At 46.2% G+C, this 17,454-nt stretch carries 15 protein-coding genes; 10 read left to right on the top strand and 5 right to left on the bottom strand.

Going from position 1 to position 17,454, the window contains the following annotated elements:
- Positions 1–262: 262 nt before the first annotated feature.
- Complete coding sequence (locus tag D3D03_RS05520) at positions 263–517, bottom strand: hypothetical protein (RefSeq protein ID WP_026832804.1); 255 nt, start codon at positions 515–517, stop codon at positions 263–265.
- Between the two features lie 157 nt (positions 518–674).
- Between D3D03_RS05520 and D3D03_RS05515 the strand changes: the two genes are divergently transcribed.
- The 5 genes from D3D03_RS05515 (at position 675) to egtD (ending at position 5,273) form a co-directional block, all read left to right on the top strand.
- On the top strand, positions 675–1,211 hold the full coding sequence (locus tag D3D03_RS05515; RefSeq protein ID WP_026832805.1) for a GNAT family N-acetyltransferase: 537 nt from the start codon (positions 675–677) through the stop codon (positions 1,209–1,211).
- Between the two features lie 61 nt (positions 1,212–1,272).
- A complete protein-coding gene (locus tag D3D03_RS05510) occupies positions 1,273–1,794 on the top strand; it encodes an NUDIX hydrolase (RefSeq protein WP_081776013.1) in 522 nt (173 codons plus the stop codon).
- A 133-nt stretch (positions 1,795–1,927) separates the two neighbouring features.
- On the top strand, positions 1,928–2,911 hold the full coding sequence (guaC, locus tag D3D03_RS05505) for a GMP reductase (RefSeq protein ID WP_035387609.1): 984 nt from the start codon (positions 1,928–1,930) through the stop codon (positions 2,909–2,911).
- 133 nt (positions 2,912–3,044) lie between these two features.
- Complete coding sequence (gene egtB / locus D3D03_RS05500; RefSeq protein WP_233550655.1) at positions 3,045–4,316, top strand: ergothioneine biosynthesis protein EgtB; 1,272 nt, start codon at positions 3,045–3,047, stop codon at positions 4,314–4,316.
- Positions 4,317–5,273, top strand: a complete 957-nt coding sequence (gene egtD, locus D3D03_RS05495; protein WP_119923072.1) for an L-histidine N(alpha)-methyltransferase — start codon at positions 4,317–4,319, stop codon at positions 5,271–5,273.
- Positions 5,274–5,316: 43 nt separating this feature from the next.
- Here egtD and D3D03_RS05490 read toward each other — a convergent pair whose 3' ends face one another.
- Both D3D03_RS05490 and D3D03_RS05485 read right to left on the bottom strand, forming a co-directional pair.
- The gene (locus D3D03_RS05490) at positions 5,317–5,655 is read right to left on the bottom strand and encodes a hypothetical protein (RefSeq protein ID WP_119923071.1); all 339 of its coding nucleotides are present in this window, start codon (positions 5,653–5,655) and stop codon (positions 5,317–5,319) included.
- A 97-nt stretch (positions 5,656–5,752) separates the two neighbouring features.
- The gene (locus D3D03_RS05485) at positions 5,753–6,853 is read right to left on the bottom strand and encodes an NAD(P)/FAD-dependent oxidoreductase (protein ID WP_233550654.1); all 1,101 of its coding nucleotides are present in this window, start codon (positions 6,851–6,853) and stop codon (positions 5,753–5,755) included.
- 278 nt (positions 6,854–7,131) lie between these two features.
- Between D3D03_RS05485 and D3D03_RS05480 the strand changes: the two genes are divergently transcribed.
- The 3 genes from D3D03_RS05480 (at position 7,132) to D3D03_RS05470 (ending at position 9,675) form a co-directional block, all read left to right on the top strand.
- On the top strand, positions 7,132–7,680 hold the full coding sequence (locus D3D03_RS05480) for a hypothetical protein (RefSeq protein WP_026832811.1): 549 nt from the start codon (positions 7,132–7,134) through the stop codon (positions 7,678–7,680).
- A gap of 102 nt (positions 7,681–7,782) precedes the next feature.
- A complete protein-coding gene (gene corA / locus D3D03_RS05475) occupies positions 7,783–8,739 on the top strand; it encodes a magnesium/cobalt transporter CorA (RefSeq protein WP_119923069.1) in 957 nt (318 codons plus the stop codon).
- 12 nt (positions 8,740–8,751) lie between these two features.
- A complete protein-coding gene (locus tag D3D03_RS05470) occupies positions 8,752–9,675 on the top strand; it encodes a LysR family transcriptional regulator (protein ID WP_028106134.1) in 924 nt (307 codons plus the stop codon).
- 77 nt (positions 9,676–9,752) lie between these two features.
- On the opposite strand, the gene D3D03_RS05465 is transcribed toward D3D03_RS05470, so the two are convergent.
- Positions 9,753–13,346, bottom strand: a complete 3,594-nt coding sequence (locus tag D3D03_RS05465) for a dynamin family protein (RefSeq protein WP_119923068.1) — start codon at positions 13,344–13,346, stop codon at positions 9,753–9,755.
- Between the two features lie 257 nt (positions 13,347–13,603).
- On the bottom strand, positions 13,604–15,052 hold the full coding sequence (locus D3D03_RS05460) for an NAD(P)H-binding protein (protein WP_119923067.1): 1,449 nt from the start codon (positions 15,050–15,052) through the stop codon (positions 13,604–13,606).
- Positions 15,053–15,244: 192 nt separating this feature from the next.
- Here D3D03_RS05460 and D3D03_RS05455 point away from each other — a divergent pair, with 192 nt between their 5' ends.
- Complete coding sequence (locus D3D03_RS05455; RefSeq protein ID WP_026832816.1) at positions 15,245–15,628, top strand: hypothetical protein; 384 nt, start codon at positions 15,245–15,247, stop codon at positions 15,626–15,628.
- Between the two features lie 278 nt (positions 15,629–15,906).
- The gene (locus tag D3D03_RS05450; RefSeq protein ID WP_119923066.1) at positions 15,907–17,265 is read left to right on the top strand and encodes a phenylacetate--CoA ligase family protein; all 1,359 of its coding nucleotides are present in this window, start codon (positions 15,907–15,909) and stop codon (positions 17,263–17,265) included.
- The last annotated feature ends 189 nt before the right edge of the window (positions 17,266–17,454 follow it).

Raw genomic sequence — 17,454 nt, 5'->3', positions numbered from 1 at the left:
GTGACTGAGCCACACTGATTATTACTACCGTGATCAATTTCATCGAGTTAAAGTGAAACACTTTGTATCTCCACCGAACAACAATAATTACTTAATAATATAACATGGTCTCTAAGAAAAAGGAAGTAATAAACAAAATAAATAATATCTCGCCTAAAATTTATCAGAACCCTTATAAGTAAGGAAGCGTTAAAAGGAATTGGCGGCTTGTGGTCCGAATACATGAATCTAAGTAAATAAGTAGAAGGATTCCGTCAATTGTTTATCCGACCGGTTCGCGTTGAGACCTGACTTGTTTCACTGCACTGATTAAATAGCCGTGAATGGATGCGTAACGTTTAGGATTTGTCCAGACATCATGGAAAATTTGTTTGAGAGTAAGTTGGATGCGCCGTTCATCGGACAACATTCGTGTTAATAACAAATATAACGATTTTTCATACCGGTCATATAACAATTCGAGAGCGTATCTATTTTTTAGTTCGATTTGTTGGAATAACTCTTCATCAGTTCGCATGCTCTCCTCCTTGTAGTCGTTTACATCTTGTTTTGTAAACACTTTGTTACTTGTTTGTTGTTGTAATTTTCCCTATAAAAAAAATATCAAACACCTTAACTCTTTGATATTAAGATATTTAAGGAATACGTTAGTCGCAAAGAAGGAGAATGACGCCATGAATTCGATTTATTTACGTGTGTATACAAAAGAAGACGCACAGGCATTGCTGGATCTCAGTATTCGAAACCAAGGACATTTTGAATATTGGATGCCGGTCAAGCCCCCAAAAGACACCTATACGCTGCCGAAACAACTTGAGCGAATTCAACAGTTGAAGGAGAACCAAAAAGCAGACCGTTCATATGCGTTTGGGATATTTTTAACAGAAACGAATCAACTGGTTGGAGAAGTGTCTGCGGCGTTCGTTGAACGTTTCCCGGCAGAGACGTGTATGATCGGGTATCAACTTGATCAGCAGTATAACGGGCAGGGGATCATGTCAACAGCTGTTCGCCAAGCTGCGCGTCTCTTGTTCGAGGAGTACCAGTTCCACCGTTTGCGGGCCGAAGTCATGCCCGAGAACATCGGATCGATCCGCGTCTTGGAAAAAGTGGGGTTCAGACAAGAAGGGATCGCAAAAAAGAGTTTGTTCATTAACGGTGCCTGGGAAGACTTCGTATTGTTTGCACTATTAAAAGAAGAACTCGAATGAGGGGAAACGCTCGAGCACAGTCTTTTAGCCATACATCAGAATTGTCAAAGGAGAATGATTCATGCCCATGTCGACGTATTACCAGAATCTGCGTCAAAAAACAGGAAATCAATTGTTGTTCACACCGTCTGTCGGTGCAATCATCCGCGATGCATCGGGACGAATCTTGTTCCAAGATCCGGGAGGTCCGTTCTGGAGCCTTCCGGCGGGCGCAATCGAACCGGGCGAGCCGCCGGCAAAAGCGGTAATCCGTGAAGTATATGAAGAAACTGGATTGATTGTCCGTCCGGTCCGCCTGATCGGCTGTTTTGGAGGTGAGGCGTTTCGCCTGACCTACCCGGATCAAAACCAGGTGGAGTATGTCGTCTTTATTTTCGCGTGTGATGTGTTGGAAGGAACGTTAACAGCGATTGACGGTGAATCCAAACAACTGTGTTATTTTGACAGGAAAGATCGTCCACCCTTAGCGCTTCCTTATCCCGAGCATATTTTTGAAACAGGAACGGAAAGTAGTTTTTTTGAATGGGAAGAAGCATGGATTGATCAATTAAAAATGCAATACTCTGTAAAAGACGAACATTAAAAGGTTTTTGAATAGAAAAATATGCTTTTTGGTGATTTTATTTTGACAAGCTTTCTAATGTTCGATATAGTATCCAAGTACGAACGTTATTATTTAATTAATAAAAAAATATTCGTTATTTGGGGTGCTAGTGATGGATGTAGTATTTGATTATGAAGATATTCAATTAATTCCTGCAAAATCAATCGTAGGAAGCCGGTCGGAATGTGATACGACGGTTGAGTTTGGTGGACGACGTTTTAAATTACCGGTCGTTCCGGCCAATATGCAGACGATCATTGACGAAAAAATTGCGACTTATTTGGCAGAGAACGGTTACTTTTACATCATGCATCGTTTCGAGCCTGAAACACGACTCGATTTTGTCCGGTCGATGCAAGAACGCCATTTGATTGCATCAATCAGTGTTGGCGTAAAAGCGGAAGAATATACATTCGTCGAGACGTTGGCACAAGAAGGCTTGACGCCGGAATACATCACGATTGACATCGCTCATGGTCATTCGGAAGCGGTCATTCGGATGATCCAACATATCAAACTGCTATTACCGGACAGTTTTGTTATTGCTGGAAACGTCGGGACACCGGAAGCCGTTCGTGAGTTGGAACACGCCGGAGCAGACGCGACAAAAGTTGGAATCGGTCCAGGTAAAGTGTGTATTACGAAAATTAAAACGGGATTTGGTACGGGAGGCTGGCAATTGGCGGCATTGAGATGGTGCGCCAAAGCGGCCAGTAAACCGATTATCGCTGACGGCGGTATCCGGACCCACGGCGACATTGCAAAATCGGTTCGTTTTGGGGCGACGATGGTGATGATTGGTTCACTGTTTGCGGGACACGAAGAGTCCCCGGGTGAGACGCACGAAGTTGATGGCTTACGCGTTAAAGAATATTTTGGCTCGGCGTCCGAGTTTCAAAAAGGTGAAAAAAAGAACGTCGAAGGAAAAAAAGTGTTTGTTGAACATAAAGGCAGCTTGTCAGAGACGTTGATTGAGATGGAGCAAGATTTACAGTCTGCGATTTCGTACGCGGGTGGTAACAAGCTGCAGGCAATCAGGACTGTCGACTATGTGGTCGTCAAAAATTCAATCTTTAACGGCGATAAAGTGTATTAAGTCGGAGAAAGCGGCATCCTTACAGGGTGTCGCTTCTTTTTTTTATATTATTGAGAGCGCTTACTTGAAAGGAAAAAGGGTAAAGAGAATGGTGCATATTTTCAGAAAAATCCATTTAAAGGAGTGCTTTGAAGTGAGACTGGAAACGACGACTTACTTAGTAGACAAGTTTTCTGCTGTCCGCAATCAAACCCTAGCATTGATCGAACCGCTCGAACCGGAGGATTTTATTATTCAAGCCAGCCCGGATGTCAGCCCGCCGAAATGGCATATCGCACATACCACATGGTTTTTTGAGCGAATGATCCTCCAGGAATATGATGACCAGTATACAGTGTTTCATCCAAAGTATAACTATTTATTCAATTCCTACTACAATTCGATTGGACCTTACCAACCACGTCATCAACGAGGTGTTCTGTCTCGGCCGACCGTTGAGGAAATACTTGCTTACCGAATGCATGTGGACAAAGCAATCTTGTCCCTGTTGCAACAAAAGCGAGAAACACCCGTTCAGCAAAAACTGGAGCAACTGATTGAAATGGGGCTGCAGCATGAACAGCAACATCAGGAATTAATCCTGATGGATGTTAAGTACAACTTTTTTGTGAACCCCTTACTGCCTGCTTATCAAAATAAAACAGAACCTGAACGTACTTTTGGCGTTGACGGTTCACCGACATTTAAACGGTTTGAAGGGGGACTCGTTGAAATCGGTCATGATGGTCAAGGGTTTGCCTTTGATAATGAAAATCCAGTCCACAAAACCTGGCTCAACCCGTTTGAGTTGGCAAGCCGACCGGTCACCAATCGTGAGTTTCTGGCATTCGTCGAAGCAGGCGGGTATGAACAGTCGGAGCATTGGTTGTCTGACGGGTTTCATATTGTTAATCAGCAAAGCTGGAAAGCACCTTTGTACTGGATGAAAAACGAACAAGGTGAGTGGTCCGTCTTTACCTTAAACGGAATCAAACCGTTACACTTGGACGAACCTGTTTGTCATGTCAGTTTTTACGAAGCGGATGCCTACAGCCGCTGGTGTGGAAAACGATTACCGACCGAGGCGGAATGGGAGTACGTCGGACGGCAGGTCGAACAACGGGGGAATCTGATGGGAGAAGGGTCCTACCATCCTCGACCTGTCAGTTCCGATCTGCAAGAGATGACCGGCATGTTCGGTGATGTCTGGGAATGGACTGCGAGTGCCTATGCACCGTATCCGGGAAGCCGGCCGCTTGAAGGGGCGTTAGGGGAATACAATGCGAAATTCATGTGTAACCAGATGGTGTTGCGAGGAGGCGCATGTGTGACGCCGGATGATCATATCCGCGAGACGTACCGTAACTTCTTTCCTCCGGATAAACGTTGGCAGTTCAGTGGTTTTCGGTTGGCAGGTGACCTTTAAATGAGTCAGCAGGTCAAAAGTTATGACATGTATACGAAGCAACACAATATGCGTCAGGAAGTGTTGTCCGGGTTATCGCAAGACAAGAAGACACTTCAGGCAAAATATTTTTATGACCAAAGAGGGTCTGAATTATTCGAGCAAATTACACGACAACCGGAATACTATTTGACGAGAACGGAACTTGAGATTTTATCGCAGCATCAAGTGGCAATTGCCGATTGTATCGGACCGGTCCATACGCTGATTGAGTATGGAAGCGGCAGCAGTCGGAAAATCAAAAGTCTGCTCAGCTCATTACATCAGTTGGAGGCATATATGCCAATTGATATTTCCAAAGAGTTCTTGATTCAGTCCGCGCATCAACTTTCGCAGGACTACCCGACTTTGGATATCAAAGCCGTATGTGGTGATTATTCGACGCCGCTGGTCCTGCCGATTGAAGACAAGTTGAAAAAAGTGATTTTCTTTCCCGGATCAACCATCGGCAATTTTGATCCCGACGAGGCGGCTGCTTTTTTGAGTCGTTCTTGTCAACTGCTGGAAAAGGGTGACGGATTTTTGATCGGTATTGATACGAAAAAAGCGGCAAGTGTTCTCGACGAAGCCTATAACGATCAGGCGGGTGTGACGGCACAGTTCAATTTGAACATTTTACAGCATATCAATGAATCACTGGACGGAACATTTGACCTGACAAGGTTCGAACATGTTGCGTTTTATAATGAGGCGCTTGGCCGGATTGAGATGCATCTGAGAAGTCGGATCGATCAACTGGTGACCGTCGCGGATCAGACATTTAGCTTTACACAAGGTGAAACCATCCATACGGAAAATTCCTATAAATACAGTGTGGATGACTTTCGAGTGTTGGCCAGACAAAATGGATTTACTCCGGTCACGTGTTTTACGGATCCAAACCAATATTTTAGTGTCCATTATCTAGAAAAGGCATGACGACAAAGAAACGACCATCCGATGGCGGATGGTCGTTTCTTTGTCAGGTCAGTCGGCTTCCGTCCGGAATCGGGTGTTCCGGGCAGACCAACACGGGCATGAGCTGATCGAGAGAGCCCAACTCGAGAATGCGTCCGGATGAGCCGCCGACGAGCCCCGGGACGTTTAGGGCGACCAGTGCTTGTTTGCCGATGATTTCTTCGTATTCAAAACGTGTTTCTTTCCAATCAAGAAACACAGACTGTTGAAATTCTAAGAAATCAATCAGCAGTAACAGTAAAGCGGATTCTTCGTCCGAAGTCTGAAGCGAACGAATTGTACCGACACGAATGTCAAGGGATTCCAGCTGATCAAGAGTCACGAAAGGTTTGATCGGATGCACATTCAACTCTCCTTTGATATCTTAAATATAGAACGTTTGTTCTTGTTTAATGGCGGGTATAGACTATCAAGAAGGTAAAAGTTCGTTCGTCGTGCGCTCATTGCGGTAAATAATCCTCCAGATTGATATCGAGTTCTTGCCCTAACGCTAACTTCGCTAATTCACGCCCGAGATAAGGACCAATCGTTAAGCCGGAGGCTCCAAGCCCGTTAGCGACCAGTACATTCGGATGAGTCGCGAGCCGTCCGATGATCGGTAAGGAAGTACTGGTATAAGGACGAAGTCCGACACGCATCTCATTGATTTTCGAGTCTTCCAGTGCAGGGGCAACCGGCAAGGCGCGTGTCAATAAAGCATGCATGCCCTTGACGGTCGGTTGGAGGTTATAGTCAAGTTGTTTCTCGTGCGTGGAGCCGAGTGCCAATTTTCCATCCTCGATCGATACAAGGTACAGTCCGCGTTGCCCCATGATGACGGGCCATTGTTCTGTCTGTTCCGCCATGATGTCCAGATGGAGAATCTGTCCCTTCTCAGGACGGATGTCAAGTTCAAGATGCAACGGTTTCAACAACTCATTGACCCAGACACCTGCCGTCAAGATGATCTGCTCCGCGTAATGCATTTCATCCTCAATTCGGACACCTTTCACTTGACCATCCACAACGATTAACGAGGCATCTGCTTCAACCACCTTCGCCTGCTGTTTGAGGGCGCCGCGTTCTAGTGCAGCGCGTAACGCACGTCCGTCAACTCGTGCTCCGCCGGAAACGAACAATGCATCCTCGACATATTCAATCAACGGAAACATCTGTTGCACGCGATCAGCGGTCAAACGCTCGATTTGCTGGATCGCCGGCGCCTCGGGAAAACGATTTTCAGCAATGATCTGCATTTTTTCGATTTTTGATGTTTCGTGTAAAGCGATGGCGCCTACTTTTTGATAGCCGGTCGTCGTCTCACCAAGTGCCTCGAGTTCCGGAATCAAGGTGTCATAATAATGAGCACCGTTATTGGCTAACCGATACCAAGCCTTGTTGCGACGTTGCGTCATCCAAGGACAAATGATTCCGGCTGCGACGTGCGTGGCACGACCCGCTTCTTTCCGGTCCACCAACAAGACGGATGCTCCTTCTTTCGCTAAATGATACGCGGTTGAGGCGCCGAGAATACCTGCTCCGATCACGATATGGCTGTACATGCTTTTCATCTCATTTCTAAAATAATCTAGTTCAAGTGTAAAGAAAAAAACGGCAAAGAACAAATACGAATGAGCAGCTGAAAACAGCACATTCAAATATGGGGAATGATGGGAAAATAAAACTTTTTATCAGAATGTTTCGTATACTCAATATAAACCTACATTTCACACGAAATTTACGGTTAGAAACTGCCTAATTCGGAAAGATACCCTTATAGGCATCACGTCCCGACATCATCGACTTGAGCATGGAGTCACCATTGAAGGAGGGGAAGGCAATGAACATTAGTCGCGCCATTGTACGCAAACGCTACACGGATCACACTTTGTTTTATTCTGCCATCCTAACTTGGAAGTTGCTTTTCTTCCTGCCCTTACTCATGTACGTCAATAGTGGGTCGGACCATGTTTTTCGTCTTTATTTTGTTCCTTATTTGACGGTCATTGTTTTATTTCGTGTCATGACCTACTTTGCCACGTATAAAGCTTCCTTTATGGAAATGACCGAGATGGGCTTATCTGTGTTCCTGATCATCGCAGATTTCTACTTGATTGCGTTATTTGATATTCCATTACCGTTTGGGATGGTCATCATGCTGTTATCGATCTTGCATTTTACTGCCGCATTCAGCCGTTTTCGTTGGTTTCGTCGTCGGCTTTGGCTCAACCGCCATTTGGAAATCTTAAATTTTCTGACCGATCATGGTGAGACGCCGATCAAGATTGCCGTGGTATCTGAAGACGAGATGCTTGTGACGACAAAAAGCGGCAAAGAGTTCACGTACCGTCACGTTTACTGGAACGGCTTTTACTTCGAACGCGGATAAAACAAAAAGACTGCAGCTCAGAGCTGCAGTCTTTTTTTGATGGAAATGGTACCGATTGTTTGCGATACTGAAGGCACAGTAACGAAAAGTAGGTGAACGTTTATGATACGTTGTCTCCTTGTGACAACCGATCATCAAGTTTTGGTGGAATCGGATTTAGATCGACTGCACGCACCAAATATCAAATGGTATTTTGTTGATTTTGACCAACCGACGGAGCATGAAAAACAACAGTTGGTGTCGGCATTTGAGTTTCATCCGTTGGCGCTTGAGGACTGTTTTCAATATTTGCAACGTCCGAAGTTAGAATATTATGAAGGGTACAGCTTTTTTGTTCTGCATGCCTTAGATACGGAATCGTTAAAAGGGAAGGAAATTAATCTGTTTGCCAATGAGAAGTATGTCGTTTCCTACCATGAAGAACCATCAAGCGAGATTGATTTGGTGTTCAATGCCTTTCAACGGATTCATGGCGACCATGAGCACTGGACGATCGAGATTGTACATAAAATCATGGATAAGATCGTTGACGGCTATTTTCCAATCGTGCATGCATTGGAAGATAAGATTTTTTCACTCGAAGGACGTTACGAACAGCGTGGAAACGATAAACGCATCATGGAAGACATCTTTGATATTCGATCCGATTTGTTGGAAGTGGCGCGAACGATTTTACCAATGCGGGATTTGTTATACCGTGTCGTTGAATCAAGACGACTGGCGATTCATGCAAATAAAAAAGCATTTTTCCAAGATATCTACGATCATCTGCTGAAACTCAACGACATGATTGAGTACAACCGCGAGATGACTTCCGAATTCCGGGACAATTTTATTTCGCTTAATTCATACCGGATGAACAATATCATGAAGACGTTGACAATTTTTACGACGATTTTTATGCCCTTGACGTTTATTGCCGGGATTTACGGGATGAACTTTGAACACATGCCGGAACTGACGACGAAGTATGGCTATTTCTTTGCTTTGGGCGGAATGGCGATGATCTCGATTAGCATGATTTTGTATTTCAGAAAAAATCATTGGTTTGATGAGTGAGGGGGAAAGCGGTTGGATATTCGACAATTACGATTTTTTACGACTATCGTGGATCAAGCGTACAACTTAACCCGTGCCTCGAAACACCTACATATTTCGCAACCTGCACTCAGCCAGCTGGTCCGCGATTTTGAAGAGTCGGAGCAAGTCGAACTGTTTGAACGCCATCATGGGCGTTTGACCGGTCTGACCGATGCGGGTCGACAATTTTATGAAGACGCCTTAAAAGTGTTACGCCAACATCAAGTCATGATGGAACATCTGCATGAACGATCCAATCTGATGCGGGGGAAAGTCCGGCTCGGCATTCCGCCTGTCATCTTACCGGTCCTGTTCTCGCAACTCATCCCGAAGCTGATGGCAGAACATCCGGGGATCGAGTTGGAAGTGATTGAAGAAGGGGCATTTGAATTAAAACGTCGTCTGTTGCTTGAAGAATTGGACTTAGCGATTTTGATTGAGCCGGGAGAGTCGTATGGAATCGAACGTTACCGGTTGATTGAAGATGAGGTCGTCGTCGCAGTCCGTCCCAGCCATCCGTTGAGTCAGCAACAGAACGTATCCTATCAAGAGTTGGCTGCAGAACCGCTTGTCATTCTCAATGACAGTTTCATGTTGCATCATCAAATTCTGTCGCAGTTTCGAAACGTTCAGGTGGAACCGCACATCTTTTTTACGTCCGGAGCGTGGGATTTATTGATCGGGATGGTCCAGGAACTGGATGTCGTGTCGATTTTACCAGAACCGATTTTACGGTTTCATCACGCGGAAGATATCCGAATTCTTCCGTTCGACCCACCGATGTTATGGGACGTCTCCCTCAATCATTTGGCGGGAGTCGAACAACGGCCGCTCGTCCGTCACGTCCACGAGTATGTCTTACATTATTTTAAATCGTACTGGCCGCATCCTTCCGGTCGAGAGGAAGCGGAATAAAAAAATCCCGGACGATTCGTGTCTCTTTCGATAAGAGGACGAAATCGATCGGGATTTTTGTTGACGTTCGGCTGGTATCAAGACGCGGACGCTGGTAACAGCTGATTGATTTTTACCTGTGCTTCTTTATACGGAGCAAGCGGATTCGGGGCGCTCAAGGTATCGCGTTCGACCTCGATTTGCTTCCGTAATGTGTCCTGCAGTGCCGCATACATCGCATCGAGTAAGACGACGACGTGTTGATGGGCGACAGTGCGTAATTGTTGTTCCTCGGAGTCCAGATATGCGGTGGCGTCCGGTTTCGTCATCTGCATCAAAGCGTCTTTTAATTGTTCTTTTTCGTTCCGTTCAAAAAAGGCTTTGGCATTTCGGAAATACTGTTTGACGGATTCGTAAGGTGTCGGGTCAAGAAACGGTCCCGTAAAACTTACAGCCGGCATCGAAAATGCCTCGAACGGCGATAATTGGAAGGACGGATTTAATTTCGTCGCAAACTGTTCTTCCTCTTGAAAACGTTGCGCAATGGCAGTTTTAATCCAACTGTCGATCCGGAAATGGGTCACCCGCAGTTCTTGTTCAAAATCATATTTTAAGAAGCCGAGCAATTCCTCCAAGGCTTGTTGTAAAGCGTGCTGTTTCGTGGCATTGGCAAACCGGACCGGATGATACGCTTCTTTAAAGAAGTCCGGGAACCGGTAATAAATACGCTGATTGACATGATGCAACAACTCATGAATTTCAGCGGATAACGCATGCCGCAGCAAGTCGGGACGATGATTTGAAAAATGTGTCTCGATTGTGGCCGCAATGTGGTCCAGTTCTTCCAGACGGACCTCTTTTCGCGCAATGTTGGATTCAGTTTGTTCAATCACTTGTCCTAACCGATGAACGGTTTTTTCCGTCTCATCCGATAAGGCTTGTAAGGCCAGTCCTTTTAAATCTTGTTCCAAAAACTGATGGAACACCTCTTCAAATGCGGCCAGTCCGGATTGCTGACGCTGTCCCGTCTGTTTTTCGGACAACGCCTGTAGGCTGGAGACGCCAAACAGTCGCGGTGCACGAATTCCGAACCGTTGCAATTCGGTTCCGACATACTGCAAGACGTCTTGCTTTTCAGACTCCTGACGGGCTAAATCAATGGCATTGACGATAAAAAACATCTTGTCGAGCTCAAAGGCATCCTTGACGCGCCCGAGTTGAATGAGAAATTCCCGATCTGCACGGGCAAACGCATGGTTGAAGTACGTGACGAACAGAATCGCATCGGCATCTTTGATATATTCAAAAGCGACGTCGGTGTGGCGGGCATTGATCGAATCAGCACCCGGTGTGTCGACCAACGTAATCCCGAGACGCGTCAGGGGGCTGTCGAAATACAAATCGATGATATCGACAAAACAACTGAGATGTTCTTGGGCGACGTATTCCGTAAACGTTGTCCGATCAACGGTTTGGGTCGTACCGATGAACCGTTGAACGATCGGATAACCGGTCGAAAAGGCACGTAAAAACGAGGCGTTTCGTAACTCCTGTTCCGAGCGGCTTTCAATCCAAGCGAGTGCGTCGGCAAGGGATTCGGCGGATGCGTCGAATTTGTCCAGCACATCATTTAAATCGCTGAGCAACTCCTGCTCGGTTTTAAACAGGATCGTCGCCGTCTCATGCGGATGTTCCGGACTGACCGGATTGATGCGGTTGATCGATGCCGTCGTCGGGTTAGGTGAAACCGGCAAGACCGCTTGCCCGAGCAACGCATTACAAAACGACGATTTACCGGCACTGAAGGCGCCGAACAAGGCAATCGTAAACGTACTCGCAGTGACCCGGGTCAACTTGTCTTCGAGATAGGCGACCGTTTCTTCGAATCCGTGCACTTGTGACAAAATGTTCTGGATCTGTTTGATGTCATGAAGCGAGTAGGTCAGCGCGTCTTTAGATGTGGTTGCGACCGGTTGTTCGATGGTCGCCGCTGTTTCTTTGAGTGATTCATGTGGTGTGAACGGGACGACATCTTGTGCTGCCCGTATCCGGTTTTGTTTCCATGCCGCTACTTGTTGCCGGGCAAGTTCCAGTTGATCATCAGAAGGCGCGGCGGCTTGTTCGAGATAGGTCGTCATCCCTTGCCGCGTTATCGTTTCTGTCGTCAACAGGTCACGTTTTTGGCGTAAGACATCTTGTTCGGCCAGTAACGCCTGAACGGCTGTCCCATCCATCCGTTCGAGTTCTCCGCGAACGGCGTCCCGCCACCGGTTTGTTTCTTTGACGTACCAGGCACTTGTCTGGCTGACGACCCGGTTTGTAAATTGCAGGACGGATTCGCCCGTAATCGTGATGCCTTCTTGCAACGCTTCTTCCATCACGTCGAGTGGAGGATCAAGCGGAAACTGATCGATGTGTAACGATTGCGTATCCGACAACAAGCCGGCTTCTTTTAATGATTGTTTCATCAGTTTGCGCAGGTGCAAAACGACTTCGGAGGTCGTGACGGACTGCAACGCATGCAACACTTCTTCGGCAATCTGTTGCTGGGTTTCTTGTGTTTTCTTGGCACTTTTGAAAAAGCCGACTTTAAACGTCGGCTGACGCGATTCAAGAAACGTTTTCATCTTTTCGCGGAGTTCAAACGGCATCAACGTCGCATTTCGAAGTAAACTTTCGCGGTGTTTGGAAAAACGGCTGACCCATTGTTCCGGTGACATCAACTGGATTTGTTGCTCGATCTGTGCCAAGCGTGAGAAAACCGTCTCCGGCTGGAGTTGTTCTTCGCGTGTCAGCTGTTCTTGACTGGCTTGTTCGGCTTCTTCGATCCGGGTACGCAAGTAGGTGACGTGTTCTTGATGCAGGCTTTCGAGCGTTGTCGCCGCGGACTGGAGCAGTTTCGGTTGAACGTCCCGGATGCTTTGTTCCACCAATTGCTTGACCGTCGCAAAATCGTTGTCCGGCTGTTCGGCTTCGCGCAAGCTGGTAAAGAAGATTCCTTTTGGTTCAACACCGTGCGCTGCAAATGCCTGGCGGACAGAGCGCTTGAACGATGCAAACGATAACTCGTTGGACTGGTGTTTATCAATTTGATTGACGATCAGATACAGCTCAGGAACGGAACTAAGCAATTCCTTCGTGACCATGAAATTCAACTCGGACTGAACATGATTGTAATCCATGACATAAAAAATAATATCGGCTAAGTGTAAGGCGGATTCGGTTGAGATCCGGTGCGCGTCGTCCACGGAGTCGACACCCGGTGTGTCCATCAAGACCAAACCGTTTGGTAACGTCGATGCCGCATGGGTGATGTCGATTCGTTCGACCGTTCCGTCACGCCCCAACGTCTCGAGGTGAGACAGCTCATCGGACGTCAACTTGACGGACGGACGATCATGGAAATGGACGATTGCTGCATCGTGTTGGTCATGTTGGACCGTGACGATATTCGCGCTCGTCGGAATCGGACTGGTCGGTAAAATCGATTCGCCCGTCAAGGCATTGATCATGCTGGATTTCCCGGCAGAAAAATGCCCGGCAAAAGCAATCGTAAATTCACGTTTCAACAATTTTTCCGAAAATTTATCTAATTTATCCAGTCGGAGTTGGTCCGACGAGGGGTGAATGAGTGTTGTCAGAAGCGCGGTCGCTTCTATCTGGTTCGTTAATCGTTCTTCGAATGAGCGCATGCGTATGAAACCCCTTTCTAACAATCCTGTTTTAGTGTAGCATGGTTAATTTATGTTCGTCATCTGTTGCAAGTAAGTTGTTGATACCCAATCTACCTAAAGCATTCAAACTGACGTTTTTCCAAAAATGGTTTATGCTGATACAGCAGGAGTAAACAGGAAAGAACTGTTAGATTTCATGTTACATAATGAAACGAAACATGGCTTGAGTCCTCTGAAAAGAAGGACTCAAGCCATGTTGGTCGAAATTTAAACAGTCAATTGGGTTCAGGAACAATCATTTCGGATTCGTCCGGACGCTCTTCAGTCGTTTGCATGAGTCGAAGCAAGTGTAATTTAAACAGATACATCACAAGTAAATGGATGTTGGCTTGCGTCGTTTTGTACAGCATCCACGGTAAGGCGGGTACATACTCATGGATGGCGATGAGACATTCTTGGGAACCCGGAATTTGGCGGAACTCGATCCGGCCTTTACTCCCGTCTTGTACTTGGGCGAATAGTCCGCCCGTAATCCGGTACGTCGCTTGTTGGGCATCTTGGAACGGTTCTTTTGTCAACTCAAGCAAGGGTTGATCCAAGAAGGGAACTTGAATCTGGACAAGCGTTTCGTCCGCCAGATGAGACGTCAGAAACGGTTTGGCGAAAGAGGACAACCAGTCGACATAATCATCGGCTGCCCAGTTCGCATCCCGGCCTTCCGGAAGACGGACCCGTTGGACGGACCGGACATCGAGTGATTCGGGCTTCTTCGCTGAACCCGACGAGCCTTTTTTCTGTTGCTTTTCTTCTTGTTCTTCTTGAAGTGCCATCCGAACCGACTCTTCAAAGGAAATTTTCCCGTCGCTGATCCCGTCGACCATCTTTTCCGGGTCGGCGACCATTTCATGTACCATACTTTCAACGAGTGGGTAAACCGTTTCTTTTGGTTCACCGGAGACTAAAGTGACCCAAAGCCGCGACAGATTGACCGTCATGAACGGTAAATCAAAGGTCGGCTGTTTTTTGCCGATCACTTCAGCCGTTTTTAAAATCATTTCTTTATAGGTCATGGATTCGGGACCGCCGATGTCGATCGCCCGATTCTTTAAGTCATCCCGTCCGACGCTTGCACCCAAGGCGTGGATGACATCAGGCAAGGCGACCGGGTGCGTTTGATTGCGTGTCCATTCCGGAAGCAACATCACAGGCAGGCGTTTGACGAGCTTAGATAGAATCGGGAAGGAAGAACCTTTGGGTCCGACGATCAAAGCGGCACGAATCGTCGTCACCGGTGTTCCGTAAGCTCCTAGCACCCGCTCGACTTCGAGACGGCTTTTCAGGTGGCGCGATAAATCTTCTGTTTCTTCGGGAATGATTCCGCTTAAGTAGACGATTTGCTGAATGCCGTTTTCTTTTGCCGCGCGGGCATAATTGTCAGCTAAAATCAAATCCATGTCTTCGAAAGAACCTTGCGTCAGCTTGGCGGACGGCATCATCGAATGGACCAAATAGATGGCGATGTCTGCGCCCTGTAATCCGTCAATCGTATCGTTGAGTGAAAAGAGATCGCATGACCGCCACTCGACGTTCGCCTCATCATCCTTGTCGTCGCCGTTCCGGGACAGCGCAATGACATCATATTTTTTCTTTAATTCATTTAATAAATTGTGTCCGATATATCCTGTTGCACCGGCGAGCGCCAGTCGTTTGCGTGGTTGTGTCATTTGATTTCCTCCTTGATTAGCACTACTTGAGCAATTTACCCGAATCGACTGCTTCGTAATCCAAACAAGTGTTTTCAAAAAATAAGGCTTCAGTCGTTAAAAACAGGGAAAAGAAAAAACAGGGAACACAGTCAAGGATTCAGCAGCAGTATCATCTGCACATTTACTTTTAGTTTAGGGAGAGGGACGAAGATGAATGAAGTCTGTTTCTTAGATGAACACCACTATAAGCGCTATCACATGATTTTGAGACGGTTGAATGCGAGGAATCGGTCGAACCATTCGTTTCAGTCGATCCTGTTCTTGGCAACGGGTAACTTACAATTGTTGCAACTGTTCAGTGATTATTTTTTCCCGGAGACGGGTGAGTTTTTTTACCAAGAGTTGTTAGCGGAACCGGTTGATAATCGGATTATTGAAGTCGAGCGTCAATTGCTGGTTCAGCTGTATAATGGTCGCACGACCTTGACCGTCATCGAGGTGATCGACCAGTTGAACCCGAAAGACTTGGAACTTGCGTTAGGGGCCATTCAAATCCGGTCATTCGGCGCAGATGAAGGCATCGTTCATCGGTAACAAAACTAACCCCATAGCTGACTAAAAAAGAAGTGGAATCGTTGATGATTCCACTTCTTTTTTGTGAGTCTGCTCTTCTATTCCATAACAAAAGAAGAAACGCTAAAAGATGTTTGTGATATCAGTTTATTATCATAAAACGGTATCCGAATAAAAGCTAAGCTTGTTTATTAAGATTTGATTGAAGGGGAATCCAACTGGAAATAAGATGTAAGTAACAGGAAATGTATGACGACCATCGTCTGAAAATTACGATGAGACGGGAGAGGAGTGGACGTATGCAACTCAAACAATCGATTTACCTTCATTCGCCGATTTTCATTCAAAACATCTTGACGACGATATATGGGCGCGTCTTGTACCAAGAACGATATGGAAGCGTCTATCAAAAGCGTTTTCAAGAATTAAAGGAGAAAGAACAATTTCGAGTCAACGCTGAAAAAGAACAGTTAAACCGTCTGAATCACTTTCTGGCGTTTTGTTACGACTACAGCACTTATTATAAAGAGCTTTTTGACGAAGCGCAGATTTCCTTACCGTTTCACGAATTAGAGGAGTTGAAGCAGATTCCTATTTTGAGCAAGGAACTGTTACGCACACGCAATGCAGACATCCATGCCAAAGTCCGGGCACCGATTCTTGGAAAAACGGGAGGGACGACCGGAAAGTCGATTCAAGTCCATTACACAAAAGACGATATGCAAATCCGAATGGCGCATCTGGATTACTTCAAATGGACACACGGGATTGAGCGCGGGATGCGCCGGGCCAGTTTTACCGGTCAAGTACTCGCAGCAACAAATCAAAAATCACCGGTCTATTGGCGGATGAACAAAACGATCAATCAAATGCTGTTTACAATCAAAAACATCAATCCGCAGACGGCTACTTCCTACATCGAACAATTAAACCGATTTGATCCCGAATCGATTGACGGATTACCGTCCGGAATGATTGAAGTCGCCCGACATGCCAAAAAATATGGGATTCCCTGTACGTTTCGACCGAAAGCGATTTTCCCGACGGCAGAGATGATGACGGCCGAAGAACGGAAATTGATTGAAGAAGTGTTCCACGCTCCGATTTTTGATCAATATGCCTCATCGGAAGGGGCGCCGATCGTCGCTGAATGCCGTTACGGAAAAAAACATCTGCATTACGAAATGGGCATTATCGAAGTCGAGGCAGATGGGCAGATTCTTGTGACGAGTTTTGACACACATGGAACGCCTCTCGTCCGCTATCGTGTCGGAGACCGGATGACACTCAGCGAAGAAACGTGTCAATGTGGTCATGCCGGTCCAATCATCGCATCGATTGATGGACGCGGACGCAGTTTCATTCAATTGAAGGACGGCCATCGCATTTTTGAAGGCGAACTTGCCGGTATCGTTCGTGCCTTTCCGAACTGCATCGAACGTGTCCAATACATCCAAGCAGATGAAGAGGAAGTCGTCATGCTGTATGTACCGGACGAACGCTGTTTTAAAGAAGAACATGAAAAAGAGCTTTATTTTGTCTTGAAACGGTTGTTTGGGGGACAAATGGAGGTTCTCTTGCGAGCGGTTCCGGAAATCCCAAAAGAAATCAGTGGCAAGACGCTGCTGATTAAACAGTTGATCCCGGACAACTTATAGAGAATAAAGATGTAAAAAAAAGCAGGTTTTTCCTGATTTTAAAAGGGAATGATCTGCTTTTTTTATGTTGTCAAAAGAGTCGCAAACTGTAAAAAACGGTAAAATGCTAGCACATTTCAAGGAAACCGGATGATTTTGTCATGTAGTTGTCAGAAAAGCGACATAAGCTAAAGGTATCAGATAAGTTCA

The organism is Exiguobacterium sp. RIT452 (assembly GCF_003598705.1).
GTDB lineage: Bacteria > Bacillota > Bacilli > Exiguobacteriales > Exiguobacteriaceae > Exiguobacterium_A > Exiguobacterium_A undae.
The sequence above is the reverse complement of the archived record's forward strand: the minus strand, read 5'-3'. Positions and strand labels throughout refer to the sequence as shown.